General features: G+C 53.2%; 17 protein-coding genes. 14 read left to right on the top strand and 3 right to left on the bottom strand.

What is annotated here, in order from left to right; translation table 11 throughout:
• Positions 1 to 30 precede the first annotated feature (30 nt).
• The gene (locus I3V23_09155; protein ID QPI84752.1) at positions 31 to 408 is read right to left on the bottom strand and encodes a diacylglycerol kinase; all 378 of its coding nucleotides are present in this window, start codon (positions 406 to 408) and stop codon (positions 31 to 33) included.
• 8 nt (positions 409 to 416) lie between these two features.
• On the bottom strand, positions 417 to 2,063 hold the full coding sequence (locus I3V23_09150; GenBank protein QPI84751.1) for a phosphoethanolamine--lipid A transferase: 1,647 nt from the start codon (positions 2,061 to 2,063) through the stop codon (positions 417 to 419).
• 195 nt (positions 2,064 to 2,258) lie between these two features.
• On the opposite strand from I3V23_09150, the gene I3V23_09145 reads away from it, so the two are divergent.
• The 7 genes from I3V23_09145 to I3V23_09115 all read left to right on the top strand — a co-directional run bounded on the left by I3V23_09145 (position 2,259) and on the right by I3V23_09115 (position 7,837).
• The gene (locus I3V23_09145; protein QPI84750.1) at positions 2,259 to 2,783 is read left to right on the top strand and encodes a helix-turn-helix transcriptional regulator; all 525 of its coding nucleotides are present in this window, start codon (positions 2,259 to 2,261) and stop codon (positions 2,781 to 2,783) included.
• A 188-nt stretch (positions 2,784 to 2,971) separates the two neighbouring features.
• Positions 2,972 to 4,144, top strand: coding sequence for an integrase arm-type DNA-binding domain-containing protein (locus tag I3V23_09140; protein ID QPI84749.1), 1,173 nt, complete (start codon positions 2,972 to 2,974; stop codon positions 4,142 to 4,144).
• Positions 4,131 to 4,796, top strand: a complete 666-nt coding sequence (locus I3V23_09135) for a hypothetical protein (protein QPI84748.1) — start codon at positions 4,131 to 4,133, stop codon at positions 4,794 to 4,796. The genes I3V23_09140 and I3V23_09135 overlap by 14 nt, the downstream gene beginning before the upstream one ends.
• Before the next feature lie 83 nt (positions 4,797 to 4,879).
• Positions 4,880 to 5,065, top strand: a complete 186-nt coding sequence (locus I3V23_09130; GenBank protein ID QPI84747.1) for an AlpA family phage regulatory protein — start codon at positions 4,880 to 4,882, stop codon at positions 5,063 to 5,065.
• Positions 5,062 to 5,358: a hypothetical protein gene (locus I3V23_09125; GenBank protein QPI84746.1), complete on the top strand. Its 297-nt coding sequence runs from the start codon at positions 5,062 to 5,064 to the stop codon at positions 5,356 to 5,358. Before I3V23_09130 ends, I3V23_09125 begins: the two co-directional genes overlap by 4 nt.
• Before the next feature lie 95 nt (positions 5,359 to 5,453).
• The gene (locus tag I3V23_09120; protein QPI84745.1) at positions 5,454 to 6,494 is read left to right on the top strand and encodes a hypothetical protein; all 1,041 of its coding nucleotides are present in this window, start codon (positions 5,454 to 5,456) and stop codon (positions 6,492 to 6,494) included.
• Positions 6,491 to 7,837 (top strand): hypothetical protein, encoded by a 1,347-nt coding sequence (locus I3V23_09115; GenBank protein ID QPI84744.1) that lies wholly within the window; start codon positions 6,491 to 6,493, stop codon positions 7,835 to 7,837. Before I3V23_09120 ends, I3V23_09115 begins: the two co-directional genes overlap by 4 nt.
• Before the next feature lie 646 nt (positions 7,838 to 8,483).
• On the opposite strand, the gene I3V23_09110 is transcribed toward I3V23_09115, so the two are convergent.
• Positions 8,484 to 9,248, bottom strand: coding sequence for a DeoR/GlpR transcriptional regulator (locus I3V23_09110; GenBank protein ID QPI84743.1), 765 nt, complete (start codon positions 9,246 to 9,248; stop codon positions 8,484 to 8,486).
• A gap of 260 nt (positions 9,249 to 9,508) precedes the next feature.
• On the opposite strand from I3V23_09110, the gene glpD reads away from it, so the two are divergent.
• The 7 genes from glpD (at position 9,509) to I3V23_09075 (ending at position 17,119) form a co-directional block, all read left to right on the top strand.
• Positions 9,509 to 11,107 (top strand): glycerol-3-phosphate dehydrogenase, encoded by a 1,599-nt coding sequence (glpD, locus tag I3V23_09105; protein ID QPI84742.1) that lies wholly within the window; start codon positions 9,509 to 9,511, stop codon positions 11,105 to 11,107.
• Between the two features lie 13 nt (positions 11,108 to 11,120).
• A complete protein-coding gene (locus I3V23_09100; GenBank protein QPI84741.1) occupies positions 11,121 to 12,209 on the top strand; it encodes an ABC transporter ATP-binding protein in 1,089 nt (362 codons plus the stop codon).
• 11 nt (positions 12,210 to 12,220) lie between these two features.
• Positions 12,221 to 13,297 (top strand): ABC transporter ATP-binding protein, encoded by a 1,077-nt coding sequence (locus I3V23_09095; GenBank protein QPI84740.1) that lies wholly within the window; start codon positions 12,221 to 12,223, stop codon positions 13,295 to 13,297.
• Complete coding sequence (locus tag I3V23_09090; GenBank protein ID QPI84739.1) at positions 13,297 to 14,166, top strand: sugar ABC transporter permease; 870 nt, start codon at positions 13,297 to 13,299, stop codon at positions 14,164 to 14,166. The genes I3V23_09095 and I3V23_09090 overlap by 1 nt, the downstream gene beginning before the upstream one ends.
• A 3-nt stretch (positions 14,167 to 14,169) precedes the next feature.
• Positions 14,170 to 15,021 (top strand): carbohydrate ABC transporter permease, encoded by an 852-nt coding sequence (locus I3V23_09085; protein ID QPI84738.1) that lies wholly within the window; start codon positions 14,170 to 14,172, stop codon positions 15,019 to 15,021.
• A gap of 23 nt (positions 15,022 to 15,044) precedes the next feature.
• Entirely contained in the window at positions 15,045 to 15,317 is a 273-nt protein-coding gene (locus tag I3V23_09080; protein ID QPI84737.1) for a DUF2160 domain-containing protein, read from the top strand.
• A gap of 83 nt (positions 15,318 to 15,400) precedes the next feature.
• Complete coding sequence (locus I3V23_09075) at positions 15,401 to 17,119, top strand: carbohydrate ABC transporter substrate-binding protein (GenBank protein ID QPI84736.1); 1,719 nt, start codon at positions 15,401 to 15,403, stop codon at positions 17,117 to 17,119.
• Positions 17,120 to 17,223: the final 104 nt, after the last annotated feature.

The following is a 17,223-nucleotide window of genomic DNA, read 5'->3' as shown; positions in this document are numbered from 1 at the left end:
TCTGTGAATTTATGCTCAGTGATGCAGGGGTTACAGGCTGAGGAAGATGAACGCGATATAGCCAGCCACGACCAAAGACACGAGGCCAACGGCGAGCGATCCCAAATCCTTGGCATTGCGTGCAGCCAGCGACCATTCTGGAGAAATGCGATCAACAATTTCTTCAATGGCTGTGTTCAGCGCCTCTGTCGCGAAAAGCATTAAGAATAAACAGCCAAGTGTAAAAATTTGCGCAGACGCCGCGCCAGAAAAGCCAACCGCCCCAATCGCAAGAACGGCGGCGCCGACCTCTAATTTGAAGGCGGTTTCGCGCCAAAGGCGGCGCAACCCCGCCATAGAAAAACCCGCCGCGTCAATGATATGCAAAAGACCCTGTCGGTTTTGGATCTGTTTTTCAGGCTTGTTCATAAATGTCCTCATCCCGCATCTGCACTGCACGCTGTTGTGATATCAAGGCGAGGGTTGCGCGCTTCGGTGTCCAAATTCAACAGGCCGAGCATAGAGTGAAAAACCATATCTTGCGATGTGCCTGAGTTGCGGTTGCTTTCCAAACAAGTCTGATCAATTCCAAAGCGTGATTGATAGGATTGCCCAAGCCAAACAAGAAACGGCACATGGGTCTGAACATCAGGGGCCATGAATCTGGGCAACCCGTGCAAGAATACGCCACCCTCGCCAAGACTTTCGCCATGATCGGAAATATAGAGCATGGCTGTGTCGACATTCTGCGCTTGGCTCAGGCGTTCGATGGCACCTGCAAGGACATAATCCGCTTCTATGATGGTGTTATCATAAGCGTTGATAATCTCTTGGTCCGTGCAATCCGCAAATTCAGCAGATCGGCAATCTGGCGTAAACTGCGCGCGACTTTCTGGATAGCGCATGAAATAGGCGGGGCCGTGGCTGCCGATCATGTGCAGAATCAACAAAGTATTGCCTGTGGCAGTCTCTAATACCTGATCAATGAGGGGCAAAAAGATGGCGTCTGTGCATTCACCGGCTGCACAGGCATCGGGGTCCCATGTCGCGTCAACCTTGGCCCAGTCTAGGCGCTGCATCACGGTTTGATCGCCCGTGTTATTGTCCCACCATTGCACATCGAAACCCGCGCGCGAGATCACATCCACAAGGTTTTCCGATGCAAAATACTGATCCCGCGAATAGTCGTCTTGGCTGAAGGGCGAAAACATACAAGGCACAGAAACGGTCGTGACGGTGCCGCAAGATGTGGTGTTCGGAAAATAGATTACATCCTCGCGAGCAGCCAGATTGGGCGTTGTGTTTCGTTCATATCCTTCAAGGCCGAAATTCGCGGCCCGTGTCGTTTCACCGACAAACAGGACAAAAACCAGTGGTTTGTCCGAATTTGAAAGCTGCGCCCCTTGCGCCACATCTTCGCCAAGGGGGGCCACCTCAATTCTGCCCGTAGCATATTCATTTTTGATAAACTTAGCCACCGATAGCAGCGTTGCCCCTGGCTGATAGGATTGCATCAGCGCATGATTTTCCCGCAACACGGATGAGTAGGTTTTATAGTTGGTAAAGAGAAACCCAATCACCAAGGCAAAGCTAACAACGACCCCGAGCGGATATCGCCAAAGTTGATGGATAACCCGCGCCCGCCGCACGGGAATTTTCCACAAAATCAAAACGGGCAGGACGCCTGTCAGCCCGATCTTCAGAACCATAGATGCCGTTATAAGATGGCGCGATTCTGCGACTGTCGTTTCCAAAGTGCTGCGCACCATTTCTTCATCAATGAACACGCCAAAGGTCGTTTGGAAATAATTTGCTGAGGCGGAAATCAGGATCAAGACCGCCAGAACGGGCTTTTGCAGAACGCTTGGCCCGATCAATTCAAGCAGCAATAAGGTCAAGGCGCCTACAGCCGCGGCCAAGCCGATGGCGGCAAGAAGATCTCCCTCGAACAGGGTCATCAGTCTTTGCCAAAAGGCGGTATTGAGCAGCGCCATAATATAGGTCGCCCCAGCTAAGTTGAGGGCAAAATGGGGAAGGCCGTTGCGCAACATAGTATTGCGCGTCTCTGGTGTCGGGTCTTGCACGGGCTGCACCTTGCATGGTCGTTTCAGGATGGGGCGTGTCGCAGGCTTGCAGATACTTATGGCTTTTGGTCACGCCAACTGAACCACGGTCGTAAAACCCATGGATTATATCTTTGGTTTAGTCCGAACTTAGGCTACCGATGGCAGCAAGATTTCAGTATACAGAAGACGTCGCACAGAGTTTCGGGATCCCTTATGCCAAAACCCATGTTTCAAGAAGAAAAGACCCTGAAATTTACGTCTTTATTTCTGTTTGGCAGCGTTTTGTTTTTCCTATTCGACATCGTAAGTGACCTTTACGAGCGGTTGATAGCCCGCAACGCGCCGAGTTTTCTTGATTTGGTGCATCTCACCTTCGAAGTTGCATCGGCAGCCGCATTGATCTTGGCCATTCGCGTTTTGTTGCGGCAGCTGCGCCTGTTGCAGGAGCGCAATATCGCTCAAACAGGATCACTGCGCCTACTACGCGGTGAAATGGATCATTTCGTGCGCAATAAATTTACGCATTGGGGGCTTAGTCCCGCAGAGCGTGATATCGCAATGTATATGCTGAAAGGTTTGAGTATTTCCGAGATTGCCACCGCCCGCGCCACCGCTGAGGGCACAATCAAGGCGCAAAGCTCGAGTATTTTTCGGAAAACGGGCGTAAATTCCCGCACCGAATTGATGAGCCTGTTTATGGACGAATTTCTAGACGTCGCACCAGAGAGCAATCTCTGAGCGGTTTGCGGCATTTCAATTTTTGGGATTGGTGCCCAGGAGAGGACCAAAACAAATATATCATCTGATGTCAGCAAAGCTCTTATATCCTTTGTAAATAAGACATCTGAGAACCGTGACACAACATGGATTGCCATGATGCACCACCATATGCCATCATAAAAGGTGGATCATAAGGTGGACGAATTGTGACAAAGCGAAACGCTCTCAGCCCAGCATTCGTCAAGAATGCCCCCCCTGGCAAGCATTGCGACGGGGGTGGTTTATGGCTGAATGTGAGGGACACAGGCGGCCAATGGGTGCTGCGTTACGCTGTTATGGGGCAGCGCCGAGAAATGGGCCTTGGTGGTGTGCGTGATGTGTCACTGAAAGAGGCGCGAGAATATGCGGAGAAGTATCGCCGCATGGCGCGCGATGGCATTGACCCTATCCGTGAAAGGCGCCAGCGGAAAGCTGCAATGCTCCGCCCAGAAAACAATCTGAAGGACATTGCTCAGGAGGCCTACGAGGCTCGTAAATCGCAGCTCAAGGGCGATGGCACGGCAGGCAGATGGTTTTCGCCAATCGAGAAGCACGTTTTACCAAAGCTTGGCCGCATGCCTGTTGAGGAAATTACGGCACGTGATGTGAAGGACGCCCTCGCTCCAATTTGGCACACAAAATCAGAGACAGCTCGCAAGGCTGCCAATCGTTTGCAGATCGTTATCAAGCATGCCGCAGCAATGGAGCTGAATGTAGACATCGGCGTGGTGGAAAAAGCGAAGCAGCTACTAGGTCGGCCACGCCACACTCCGCAGAATACGCCATCGATGTCTTGGCAGGATGCACCCGCCTTCTATCAATCGCTGGAAGAACCAACCATCACGCACCTAGCCCTACGACTGCTGATGCTGACAGGCTCACGCAGCATGCCAATTAGGTTCGCGCATGTTGATCAGCTAAAAGATGATGTGTGGATTATTCCAGCCGCCAACATGAAGGCAACTGTGGGCAAGGCCCGTGACTTCCATATCCCAATGTCAGCTGAAGCCCTCTCTGTGTGGCAGACGGCCATGCAATTTGCGCGGGACGGCTTCCTTTTCCCAGGCACGCGTAAGGGCGTCATCAGCGATGCTACTATGTCTCGGCTCATGGAGCGGCGCGAACTCGAAGCACGCCCTCATGGCTTCCGCTCAACCCTTCGGACTTGGCTGACAGACCAAACTGATGCCTCATACGAGGTGGGCGAAACCATACTCGCTCACCAAGTTGGAAACGCCGTGCATCGGGCCTACCAGCATTCAGACCTCCTCGAGCAGCGGAGGCCGTATATGGAGCAATGGGCGCAGTATCTGCATGGAGATAACTTTGGTACAGCCTGATATTGAAGCGGATATCCGACAACTTGAGGTCTTATTCCAAAATGTCAGTCGCATTTTACTTGAACATTTTCAGGCTGAAATGATTGACGCAAAAACAGCTGACATACACTCAGTTAAACTCGTTCAAGCATGTCTACGACATGTCGGGAATTATAGTGGCCGCGCCACTGCGGCACAAGCGGCCACGGACATAGAGCACTACGAAAAAATTTTAAAATACTGCGATAAAATAAAAAAATCTGGTTCGAAGCTCGCAATACCAACACAACAGAGAGCACCATCTATTCATCAAATAATTCAGAGTTTTGAAGATCAAATTGAAATAGAAATTTCTTATAGAAAAATTCTGATTAACTTGCCGGGTGTATTGGCAGGCCTAAGAAATCAGGAAAAGCCTGATACCCGTGATATTGAAAATTCTAGAGGGCGCCCCCCGCATACCGGGGCAAACGGTGTTGCTGTTGAAACTGCAAAGCAGTTTGAGCGACTGACCGGCAAACCAGCAACCTTGTCGAACTTCACAAGCCGAGACCGGAACAGGTTTGGGGGAAGGTATTACGAATTTCTGAAGGATATTTTAGAAATATTTGATCTAGATGAACACGTTGATGGCGCCGCGAGACACGGCACAAAACGGATATCCTCAAAGTGAGAACCGTTTATCATTTATAGTATAAGCGTATTAATGCTAATTGGTCGATGATCAGTGCATGCCATGAAAAAAGGTGATGCACCATGACACTTATTAACTTCGCACAATTGCAATCGTTGATGGCCGGCAGATCGCGCAGCAGCATTTACCGCGACCTCAATGCAGGCCGCCTGCCCCGCCCGATGCGCTTTGGGAGCCGCCTCTACTGGGACAAGGCACAAGTTCTGCAGAAGCTGCATGACTTCCTTCAGGAGGAGTGCGGCCCATGATTATCAATGCCCGCACATCTGAAACCAGCGACCTCTACATGGGCGTTGTCGCTCGACCGCTGACCAACCTGCGCATCGCTGTCTGCCGCAATGCAATCCAGTGGCTTGTTCAGGTGAGAGACGGTGAGAAGCACGGGGCGGCGCGATGGAAGACCTGCGCGTATGTGACGACCCGACCAGGTCTAATCAAAGCACTCCGCCGTTTTGGCGGCCTCTCTGAGCGCGATGCCGACGAAGTGGTGGATGCGCTGCCGTCTCGGCAGACAGTCACCAAAACAGGCTCATCCAAATAAAAACCCGCCAGCTGCAGTTGCAAGCTGACGGGTGGCCTGAAGAACCTCACGATAGCACAATTGCGCGCTGGCCTCTAGTAAAAGGAGGCACGAGCATGCCACACTTTCCCTTATTCCATGGCAGCCGCGATACGCGGCGCCATGACGGTCGAGATTACGACACGACCAATTTCTCTGCTATCAAGAAGCGTTGCGCTAACCCCGCAGCGGTCGAGAAGCAGGAAGCCCCTGCGTTCATCCCCTCAAGCTATATTGGCCACCTTGCTAGAAGCCATGAGGCGCAGCGCCAGAGTGGACAGTTTCACGCTATGATTATCGATGTCGATACAGGCGCGCATCGGATCGATTTTGTGCAGAACTGTATCGAGCGGATCATTGGCGACAGGACCGTCATCATCTACTCATCGAGCAGCGCGACAGAAGATAATCCAAAGTGGCGCGGGATTATACCAATCCGCTATCCCATCGCTGGGGCGGATTACAAAGACGTTCAGGAGGCTCTGTTTGACCTGCTCGCAGAGCAAGGGCTGCACGCAGATTACGCCATGGCACGGACTGGGCAGCCCGTTTACCTGCCAAACGTGCCTCCCTCACGCAGGAACGAGAATGGTGAGCCACTGTTCTACCAATACTCGATCAGCGGCAGCTCGGGGTTACTGCACGTGCCAGAGGCCGTGGCTGCCCGCGCTGCCACCAACAAGGCACAGCGGCTTGAAGCTGAGCGTGAGGCCAAGAAAGCCGCGTTGGAGCGTGCGGAGAAGAACCGCAAACTAAGTGAGGCGTCAGGTGGCCCAAGTATCATTGAAACCTTCTTGGCCGAGAATGACCTCACCACACTCATGCTTGAACATGGGTGGTTACCGCGTGGCGGCGATTGGTTCGCCTCCCCCTTCTCGCAATCCAAGGGGCGGTCTGTCTGGGTGACAGACCAACGCGCTGTCAGCTTCACCACCAGTGACGCAGGCCGCATTGGCAAGACAACCGATAATGGGTGGACGACCTATGACGCGTGGGACGTCTACGTGGCCTGTGTCCACGGCAATAATATGCGCGTGGCTTTGCTCGAATACAGGCAGCAATGCGGATACGAGCAGCGCGCCTTGCACCACATGCTCGAAATGTGGGGGCTGTCATGAATAAGCCTGACACACAGAATGCCGTGATGGTTACAGAGAGCGATACGCCCATCGACTTCGGCGACAGCCGCACAACCGACAAGCTAGACCGCCTTAATCTTGAGGTAGATGGACGTGGCATCCCAGCCTCACTCTTGAACTGTGCCATCCTGTTAGACGGACTATCCGATTGGGACGGCGTGTTTGCCTATGATGAGCTTGCCGCGCAGATCATGATCATGCGTCCAATGCCAGGCTCACGCGGCAATCCCAACCTCTTCAGGCCACGACGGTTTGAAGACACGGACGTCTCCCGAGTGCGGATGTGGCTGTCACGCCGTATGAAATGGAGCAAGGTGGCCAAGAATGACGTCTTTGACGCGATTGACCTTGTGGCGAAGCAACGGGTTATCTCGCCAATCCGCCATTACCTCGAGGAGCTGCCAGCAGTTGGCGCCACTGAAGCGCGCGAGTTCTTGCTTGAGGTGCTGAATAAACACTTCGGCCTACGGCGGTTTGATGTTCATCCTGATAGCATCCGATTTGCGGAACTCGCCTTCAGGAAATGGCTCATCTCAGCTGTGGCGCGGGCTTTGGAGCCTGGGTGCAAGGCCGACCATGTGCTGATCTTGGAGGGCAGCCAAGGCGCTGGCAAGTCAACGGCCATACGCATCTTGTGTGGAGGCGAAGCCTTCGGAGATAGCGTTCCATCTTTGCATACGAAAGACGCGGCAGATTACGTGCGGGGCAAGTGGATTATCGAGCTTGCGGAGCTGTCATCTGTCTCAAAGGCCGAAGTCGAGCATGTCAAAGCCTACATCACCCGCACCGAGGAGAAGTTCCGACCTGCCTATGGTCGTGCTGAAGTGGGTTATCCCCGCCGCTGTGTATTTGTCGGCACTACCAATCGCACAGACTACTTGCGCGATGAGACAGGCAATCGGCGGTTTTGGCCTGTGCGGGTGGACAACATTGACCACGACCTCATCCGCCATGATCGCGACCGTATATGGGCGGCGGCTCTATCGCTGTACAGAGATGGTGAGGCGTGGTGGCTTACACCTGACGAAGCGGCTCTGGCGGGTGCGGAGCAGGCGAAGAGGACTACGGTTGACCCTCTGTATGAAGAAGTTGCCCAGTGGCTCGCTGAGACGGGGAAATCTGAGACATGCATGAAGCAGATTGCGCAACGCTTCATACATACTGAGAGCGACGTCACCACCGCAGCCCTCTCCCCCCAGCTTCAGCATAGGATACGGGGTGCGTTAAACGCGGCAGGTTACGAGAGCCAAGGCCGACAGTTCAAATCTGGCGACTTCAAAGGGATGACTGTCTTTGCGAAGATCGGTAAGCCGTCAGACTAGGTCGCGCGCTAAGACCATCACCACCCCACGCCGTGGTCGAGCAATCCTCCGCCACGGCGGATTTTTTGCAATTCGGCGGAAACGGTAGAGCCAGTCGAGCTGTTAGACTGCTTTCTACAGAAGCACCTCAAGGCATTGGTTTTACGAAGTTATTCTGAGGAAATTGGGAATTGAATTTAGCCATGCCGCAGACTGTGGCGAAAGTGTGAAGAGATTGCTCGACTGCTCTACTCAGGCGTGCTGCCGTCAACAACATCCAACACTGCTGTGTCATTCCAACATCTCACAATCTCTGGGGAGGGGGTGGATAGAATCTATACGAGTGCACACTTTTGAACCAGCGCCCCAAAACTCTTCCAATGTTAACCCACAAATTTGAACAACGCTCATTTGGGTAAAGCAAGCCATTAATACACATGACAATGCATCAGGCTCGCGTGCGCGAGAACTGCCCATCACCAAATGCTCAAAATGCCAAAACGGGTCCTGCGATAGCAATTAGATGCGGGTACGTTCAGGCCACTCAAGCTTTATAGCGACAGCTTTCTGAAAGGGGGGTTAGTTCAAGCAAAGATAACCACACTATTTTTTTATGGGAAAAATTAATACTAATATTCGCAGGTATATGGTTCAGTTCGTAAACACTCTATGAATCAACGACAACAACTTTTGTCCTCCAGGCATCACATGACGTGGTCAAGTCCGCAGGTAGGCGCCGATCAGTGAAAAACGTGTCAATATCAGCAAGCGAAGCAATCCTTGCCGGAGCGCTACGCGAAAGTTTTGACTGGTCGGCGACCAAATATGTCTTGCGGGACTGGCGCAGGATGGCTTGGCTGACACTGACTTCTTGAATGTCGAAATCCAGTAGGTCACCCTCGCGATCCAACGCGGAACACCCGATCACTGCCAGATCGAACTTGAACTGGCGGATTGTTTCTGCCGCTAGATTACCAACCAACCCACCATCCGTGCGGCGCAATTGGCCACCGGTTACGATTATTTCGCAGGCGCGATTGCCGGCGAGAATGTTGGCTACGTTGATATTGTTTGTGACCACCATAAGGTTCTCGTGATGCATAAGCTCCTGCGCGACGGCTTCTGTGGATGTGCCGATGTTGAGGAACAGGGAAATACCGTTCGGGATTGCGCTGGCGCAGGCGCGAGCGATGGCGCGTTTTTCTTCGGATTTTAGCGATCGACGCTCTTCATAGCCAATATTGATAGTTCCTGAAGGCAGTACTGCACCGCCATGCACCCGTTCCAACCTCCCCGCGTCGGCTAGATCAGTCAGATCGCGGCGAATAGTCTGCAGCGTCACGTCAAAATATTTAGCAAGCCCTTCTACCGTCACTTTGCCCTCGCGGCGCGCAATCTCCAGAATTTCGGGGTGGCGGAATGTTTGTGACATGGAATGCCTTTTGCTTACGTTCGTTTGCGTTCGGATGTGCGTTTGTTTGGCCCAAGAAAGATATGCGCAACAGAAGTGTTAGCACAATAAGATTTGTCTCATTTTGCGCCGTTTAGTGCGCATTGGAACAATTCCCAGTGAAATAAAATCTTGAAAAACAATGGAAAGAAAAAAAATCGAACATAAACGAATATTTTTTGATTGCGAAATGTCAGCGCTTTCTTCACAAAGGCAAAACAACGCGCTTGGAGGAGAATCGCGTGGGATACCCGACTGACACGGAAATTAAAGACCTGTTCATCATTGGTGGAGGCATAAATGGTTGCGGGATCGCCAGGGATGCGGCGGGACGTGGGCTGTCTGTTGCGCTTGCTGAGATGAATGACCTCGCATCCGCAACGTCCTCGGCGTCAACCAAATTGTTTCATGGTGGGCTGCGATATTTGGAATATTTCGAATTTCGCTTGGTGCGCGAAGCACTCATCGAGCGTGAAACGCTTTTGAAAGCGATGCCGCACATCAGCTGGCCAATGCGGTTTGTGCTGCCCTATCACAGAGATATGCGTTTCGAGACGGATACGCCAACCTCGAGACTGCTCGGCTTTTTTATGCCCTGGATGAAGGGCCGGAGGCCTGCTTGGCTAATTCGGCTGGGGCTGTTCATGTATGACCATCTGGGTGGGCGTAAGATTTTGCCAGGCACGTCGACCGTGGAACTGAGCGTCTCAAATGAGGGAGCTCCGCTGCAAGACCGCTTTGCCAAAGCCTATGAGTATTCGGATTGCTGGATCGAAGATTCGCGTCTTGTTGTTTTGAACGCACGCGATGCTGAAATGCGCGGTGCACAGATATTGCCGCGTAGGCAAGTGGTCAGCGCCGCTAGTGAAAACGGGATCTGGCGAATTGAAACGCGCAACACCGAAACTAACCAACTCACAACCCACTACGCCCGAATGCTGGTTAATGCCGGTGGGCCTTGGGTTGGTGACATCATTCGATCTAAAGTGCGGCTGAATTCGCGCGAGGGCGTGCGTTTGGTGCGTGGCAGCCACATAGTCACTCGAAAACTGTATGGTCACGACAAATGCTACTTTTTTCAGGGTACCGATGGGCGGATTATATTTGCCATCCCTTATGAGACAGATTTCACATTAATTGGCACCACCGATGCCGAGCATACCGACCCATCGCTTGATCCGAAATGCACTGAAGAAGAGCAGGATTATCTGTTGGGCTTTGCCAATCAATATTTCAAAAAACAACTGACCCGTGATGATGTGGTCTGGACCTATTCTGGCGTTCGTCCGCTTTACGATGACGGTGCAAGCAGCGCAACGGCAGCGACGCGTGACTACACGCTCAAGGTGGACACGAGCGCTGGCGCCCCAGTCTTGAACATCTTTGGCGGGAAGATCACCACCTATCGTCGTCTGGCCGAGAGCGCGATGGAGAAGATTGCTGAGCACTTGAAACTGGGTAAGGGCAATTGGACCGCTGGCGTGCCTCTACCCGGTGGGAACTTCCCCGTAGATGGAGTGGAAGAACTACTTGCCGATCTGCGATCTCGTTTCACCTTTCTGAGTGAATTCTGGGCGAAGCGGTTAGTGCGCACCTACGGTACAGAGGCCTACGATGTTCTCGGCAATGCGAAGCAAGCCTCGGATTTAGGAAAAGATTTTGGCGCCACGCTCACAGAGGCTGAAATCGTATGGCTAATGTCACATGAGTATGCGCGCACAGCAGAAGACGTGATCTGGCGGCGCAATAAACTGGGGCTACGGCTGAGCCAAGAGCAGGTCGAGAAGCTTGATGATTGGATGGCGCAACACCGCCAGTCTGAACCCGCGGCCGCGGAATAGGGAGGAGGGCTGGATGACTCTGGAACTGAGGGGCGTATCAAAGACCGTTGACGGGCAGACGCATATCTATCCAACGGAGCTGACGCTGGAAAAAGGCACGATGAATGTGCTGCTTGGGCCAACACTTTCGGGCAAAACGTCGCTGATGCGGCTGATGGCAGGGTTGGATGTTCCCAGCACCGGCCAGGTCTTTTGGAATGGAGACGATGTTACGGGTCAGCGCGTGCAGGACCGCAAGGTGGCAATGGTGTATCAGCAATTCATTAATTACCCGTCAATGAGCGTGTATGACAACATCGCCTCGCCAATGAAGCTGATGGGCTGGGCCAAGGCTGAGATCGACGCCCGGGTGCGTGAAACCGCTGAATTGATGAAACTGACACCGATGCTGGAGCGTAAGCCGCTGGAGCTCTCAGGAGGTCAACAGCAACGTTGTGCTCTGGCGCGCGCATTGGTCAAGAATGCAGGCCTCGTGCTACTCGACGAGCCGCTCGCAAACCTTGACTACAAGCTGCGCGAAGAGTTGCGCGTCGAGATTCCGAAAATCTTTGAAGCTTCCGGCTCAATCTTTGTCTATGCCACGACCGAACCAGAAGAAGCGTTGCTTCTTGGCGGCAATGTAGCAACCCTAGCTGAAGGTCGTATCACGCAGTTTGGTCCAACCCCGTTGGTCTATCGCCAGCCAGTGGATGCCACAACGGCGCGGGTCTTCTCGGATCCTCCGATGAACTTTTTGCAGATTTCCAAGACCGGTGATCGCATCTTGTTCGGCGATGGTCAGAGCGCTCGGGCGACAGGTAACCTCGCTGAACTAGCAGATGGTCGCTACACTGCAGGGTTCCGTCCAAACCATCTTGAGATCAGCCAACATTCTCCAGACGCGATGCGGTTCGCCACGACATTGTCGGTCACCGAACTGACGGGCTCGGAAACCTTTGTACATCTCGATCATTCTGGTGAGCGTTGGGTTGGTCTGATCCATGGCGTGCATGAGCTGGAGCTTGGAGCTCGGCTCGACGTATGGCTAGACCCTCGCCACGTTTACATTTTTGGCGAAGACGGAAAGCTCGTTGCGCCCGCCACCTATGCGCTTGCGGCCTGAGGGAGGGAATCATGGCCAAGATCACACTTGATAACCTTGCACATTCCTACATGCCTAATCCTCGCTGTGAGGATGACTTCGCGCTTAAGGAGTTAAATCACGACTGGGATGATGGTGCAGCCTATGCTTTGCTCGGCTCATCAGGTTGTGGCAAGTCTACGCTTTTGAACATCATCTCGGGGCTCTTGCACCCGAGCCAAGGTCGTATTTTGTTTGATGGTAAGGACGTTACACACGCCCCAACCGCTGAACGCAACATTGCGCAGGTGTTCCAGTTTCCGGTCGTCTACGACACCATGACCGTGCATGACAATCTTGCTTTTCCACTGCGTAACCGGGGCCGGGACGAAACCTATGTCGCCGAGCGCGTACAGGAAATCGCCCGTATGATCGGCATGGAGGAGGTCCTAAGCAAGAAAGCTCGTGGGTTGACGGCGGACGCCAAGCAGAAGATCTCGCTCGGGCGCGGTATGGTCCGTAAGGATGTGAACGCGCTCTTGTTTGACGAGCCGCTGACCGTGATCGACCCGCATATGAAATGGGAATTGCGGACACAGTTGAAAAAGCTGCATCACGATTTTGGGCACACGATGATTTACGTGACCCACGATCAGACAGAGGCACTGACGTTCGCCGACAAGGTGGTGGTCATGTATGACGGTCGCGTCGTACAAATCGGCACGCCCGAAGAGCTTTTTGAGCGTCCAGAGCATACTTTTGTGGGATACTTCATTGGCTCGCCTGGCATGAACGTGATCCCAGCGCGGATTGACGGCAATAAAGCCTATGTGAACGGATCCTATGTTGAGCTAGCTCATCGCTACAAGCCGCTTGACGGCAAGGTTGAGATTGGCGTGCGCCCAGAATTTGCCAAGCTTAGCCAGTCCGAAGGCCTACCCGTTAAGGTGCGTCGCGTTGAGGATGTAGGTCGTCACAAGATCATTCGCGCTGAATTTTTTGATACAGATATCAACATTATTGCTGGCGAAGATGATCATATCAGCGCGGATATGAACCGCGTCACCTTTGACGCAAACCAAGTCAATGTCTACGCGAATGACTGGCGCGTGATCGGGGAGGCTGCATAATGGAAAAGACAGTCAATCAAAAAGCATGGTTTCTCGTACTACCAGTGCTTTTGCTAGTTGCCTTCTCGGCAGTGATCCCGCTGATGACCGTGGTCAACTATTCTGTTCAGGACACCTTCGGGAATAATCAATTCTTCTGGGCGGGCCTGGAATGGTTCGAAGAAATGGTGCGCTCGGAACGGATGTGGGATGCGTTTGGCCGTCAGTTGATGTTCTCGGGCATCATTCTGGCTATCGAAATACCGCTGGGCGTCTTTGTGGCGCTGAACATGCCGAAATCTGGCTTCTGGTCGTCATTCTGTCTTGTTATGATGTCACTGCCTCTTCTCATACCCTGGAACGTAGTCGGCACGATCTGGCAGATTTTCGGACGAGTCGATATCGGTCTGCTGGGCTACACGCTAGATGCGCTTGGTATCAATTATAATTACACGCAAGATACTATCGCAGCCTGGATCACGATCATCGTTATGGATGTATGGCACTGGACTTCTCTTGTGGCGCTCCTGGCTTTTGCTGGTCTCAAGTCAATCCCTGACGCCTATTATCAAGCTGCAAAAATCGACCAGGCCTCGCGTTGGAAGGTGTTCCGTTTCATCGAGTTGCCCAAGATGATGGGCGTGTTGATGATTGCCATCTTGCTACGCTTTATGGACAGCTTCATGATTTACACCGAGCCGTTCGTCGTCACCGGCGGTGGTCCCGGTAATGCGACTACACTTTTGTCGATCGACCTCGTCAAGATGGCGCTAGGACAGTTCGACCTCGGGCCTGCGGCTGCCTTCTCGATCATGTACTTTCTTGTGATCCTTCTGATCTCCTGGGTGTTCTACACCGCGATGACCAACCTCGATAAGCGGGAGGGCTGAGTGATGGCCGAGATGACCGTAAACCAAACCACACGCCGTGGGCTGTCGATGCCTAAGATCAGCAGCCGCACCGTAGTAATGACCCTCTATCTCTTGTTCTTGTTGTTGCCTATCTATTGGCTGCTGAACATGAGCCTCAAGACCAACGCCGAAATTCTGAACGGGCTCACGCTATGGCCGCAAGACCTGACCCTGGCTAATTATATCACGATCCTTTCGGACCCGGCGTGGTACATGGGATACGTGAACTCGCTGATTTATGTGACACTCAACACGGTGATCAGCCTCGCGGTTGCGCTTCCGGCAGCCTATGCCTTCTCACGCTATCATTTCATGGGTGACAAGCACCTCTTCTTTTGGCTGCTGACAAATCGGATGGCCCCGCCCGCGGTGTTCGCACTGCCTTTTTTCCAGCTGTATTCCAGCGTAGGGCTTTTTGACACCCATATCGCCGTGGCTCTCGCGCACTGCCTATTCAACGTCCCGCTGGCGGTCTGGATCCTTGAAGGTTTCATGCGTGGAGTGCCGAAAGAAATCGATGAGACTGCTTATATCGATGGCTACAGTTTTGGCAGCTTCTTCGTAAAGATCTTCACCCCGCTAATTTCCAGCGGGATCGGTGTGGCAGCGTTCTTTTGCTTTATGTTCTCGTGGGTTGAACTGCTGCTAAGCCGGACCCTTACAACAGTCGATGCAAAGCCGATAGCCGCGGTCATGACCCGGACCCAGGGTGCCTCTGGTATCGATTGGGGTGTGCTTGCGGCTGCGGGCATCCTGACCATCGTGCCGGGTGCTCTCGTGATCTACTTCGTCCGAAACTACATCGCCAAGGGCTTCGCCCTGGGCCGTGTGTAAAACCGAAGAAAGGAGCAATTCAAATGGATTGGATGGCATGGACCTGGCCGACAGCGATATTCTTCATGGTTATTGCCACGCTTCTGATCGCTTTTACGGTGCTCGCGATCAAGTTCCCGGAAACGCCTCGTACGGGCATCCTGCGGATTGAAACAACGAGGGGCGATCGGCTCTTCATTACCCTTCTAGGCTCGGCTTTTATAAATTTGGCCTGGCTTGGTTTTGTGGGCATGGCTCAGCCCTATGCCCTAATAGTTTGCTTGTTGTACGCCTTTGCGGTCTTCCGTTGGGTCTAAGACAGGTAACTTAGGGTCGGAAGTTGAGGAGATCCGACCCATGTTCTCTATCCTCGTCCACAGGTTCACATTGGGAGGTAACAATGAACCTTAATTTAAAATCCACAACCGCGGCCCTGCTGATTCTGGCAAGCCCTGCACTTGCCGACATGAATGCAGCACGTGCCTTTCTTGATGCTGAAATTGGAGACCTGTCTACGCTGACCCGCGCTGAGCAGGAAGCTGAAATGCAATGGTTCATCGATGCCGCAGCACCCTATGCCGGCATGGAAATTAAGGTGGTGTCGGAAACCATCGCCACTCATGAATACGAAAGCCAAGTGCTTGCTCCGGCGTTCACCGCGATCACCGGTATTCGAGTAACCCACGACCTCATAGGCGAAGGTGACGTGGTAGAAAAACTGCAAACACAGATGCAGACCGGCGAAAACATCTATGACGCCTACATCAACGACTCCGACCTGATCGGTACTCATTGGCGCTATCAGCAAGCCCGGAACCTGACTGATTGGATGGCAGGCGATGGTGCAGCTGTTACCAACCCAAATTTGAATCTGGAAGACTTCATCGGCATAGATTTTACCACTGGCCCCGATGGCAAGCTCTACCAGCTGCCAGACCAGCAGTTCGCGAACCTTTACTGGTTCCGTCATGACTGGTTCACCGATCCCCAGACCATGGCTGACTTCAAAGAAGCTTATGGCTATGATTTGGGCGTTCCGGTGAACTGGTCTGCCTATGAGGACATTGCTGAGTTCTTCACTGGTCGCGACATGTCCTACATTGGTGGCCCGTCCGAAGGTGTTTATGGCAATATGGACTATGGTAAGCGTGACCCATCACTTGGTTGGCGCTACACCGATGCATGGTTGTCGATGGCCGGTATGGGCGACGTCGGAGAGCCAAACGGCCTACCAGTTGACGAATGGGGTATCCGGGTCAACGAGAATTCGCAACCCGTAGGTTCCTGTGTGGCTCGTGGTGGTGCGACTAACAGCCCTGCAGCTGTTTATGCCGTTACCAAGGCTATCGAATGGTTGGAAAATTATTCTCCGCCCGCTGCTGCAGGTATGACCTTCTCCGAGGCTGGCCCGATCCCAGCTCAGGGTTCGATTGCGCAGCAGATGTTCTGGTACACCGCCTTTACCGCCGACATGGTTGGCGAAGGTGCTAGCGCGGTTCTTTACGATGACGGGACGCCGCGCTGGCGCATGGCGCCGAGCCCGCACGGCGCGTACTGGGAAGAGGGTATGAAGGTCGGCTATCAGGATGCCGGTTCTTGGACCCTTATGGAGTCGACTCCTGTTGATCGGGCTCAGGCGGCTTGGCTTTATGCACAGTTCGTCACCTCGATGACTGTCGACGTGCGCAAATCGCACGTTGGCCTGACCTTCATTCGTGAGTCAACGATCCAACACGAGAGCTTTACCGAGCGTGCTCCGATGCTTGGCGGTCTGGTCGAATTCTATCGTTCGCCTGCGCGCGTTCAGTGGTCGCCAACCGGTACCAACGTTCCGGATTATCCAAAGCTCGCACAGCTTTGGTGGCAGAACATCGGTGATGCCATGTCCGGTGCCCGGACGCCGCAAGAAGCGCTTGATGGTTTGTGCGCTGATCAGGAGCGGGTGCTTGAACGCCTTGAGCGCTCCGGTGTTCAGGGTGATCTCGGTCCAGTCTTGAACGACGAGCAGGATCCGGAATATTGGCTGAGCCAGCCCGGTGCTCCTAAGGCTGCGCTTGCGAACGAGGATGAAGAACCTCAAACTGTCAGCTACGACGAGCTGATCGCGTCTTGGCAGTAAGCCTCTGACTCTGGTCGGGGCCCTACTGGGCCTCGACCGACTTTATTTTCTATCAAATTTACGCACTGGTTTGGTGCATCTTTACATTGCTTTGAGGAGATGCG

Source organism: Rhodobacterales bacterium HKCCA1288, from assembly GCA_015693905.1.
Lineage (GTDB): Bacteria > Pseudomonadota > Alphaproteobacteria > Rhodobacterales > Rhodobacteraceae > M30B80.
Note: the sequence above shows the minus strand (reverse complement) of the source record. Positions and strands in the feature narration are given on the sequence as shown.

Bases quoted from the DNA above. Each gene is read 5' to 3' on its own strand.
- I3V23_09115 (QPI84744.1), top strand. From the start codon at position 6,491: ATGAATAAGCCTGACACACAGAATGCCGTGATGGTTACAGAGAGCGAT.
- I3V23_09085 (QPI84738.1), top strand. From the start codon at position 14,170: ATGGCCGAGATGACCGTAAACCAAACCACACGCCGTGGGCTGTCGATG.
- I3V23_09080 (QPI84737.1), top strand. From the start codon at position 15,045: ATGGATTGGATGGCATGGACCTGGCCGACAGCGATATTCTTCATGGTT.
- I3V23_09110 (QPI84743.1), bottom strand. From the start codon at position 9,248: ATGTCACAAACATTCCGCCACCCCGAAATTCTGGAGATTGCGCGCCGC.
- I3V23_09155 (QPI84752.1), bottom strand. From the start codon at position 408: ATGAACAAGCCTGAAAAACAGATCCAAAACCGACAGGGTCTTTTGCAT.
- I3V23_09075 (QPI84736.1), top strand. From the start codon at position 15,401: ATGAACCTTAATTTAAAATCCACAACCGCGGCCCTGCTGATTCTGGCA.
- I3V23_09130 (QPI84747.1), top strand. From the start codon at position 4,880: ATGACACTTATTAACTTCGCACAATTGCAATCGTTGATGGCCGGCAGA.
- I3V23_09125 (QPI84746.1), top strand. From the start codon at position 5,062: ATGATTATCAATGCCCGCACATCTGAAACCAGCGACCTCTACATGGGC.
- I3V23_09120 (QPI84745.1), top strand. From the start codon at position 5,454: ATGCCACACTTTCCCTTATTCCATGGCAGCCGCGATACGCGGCGCCAT.
- I3V23_09095 (QPI84740.1), top strand. From the start codon at position 12,221: ATGGCCAAGATCACACTTGATAACCTTGCACATTCCTACATGCCTAAT.
- I3V23_09100 (QPI84741.1), top strand. From the start codon at position 11,121: ATGACTCTGGAACTGAGGGGCGTATCAAAGACCGTTGACGGGCAGACG.
- I3V23_09145 (QPI84750.1), top strand. From the start codon at position 2,259: ATGCCAAAACCCATGTTTCAAGAAGAAAAGACCCTGAAATTTACGTCT.
- I3V23_09090 (QPI84739.1), top strand. From the start codon at position 13,297: ATGGAAAAGACAGTCAATCAAAAAGCATGGTTTCTCGTACTACCAGTG.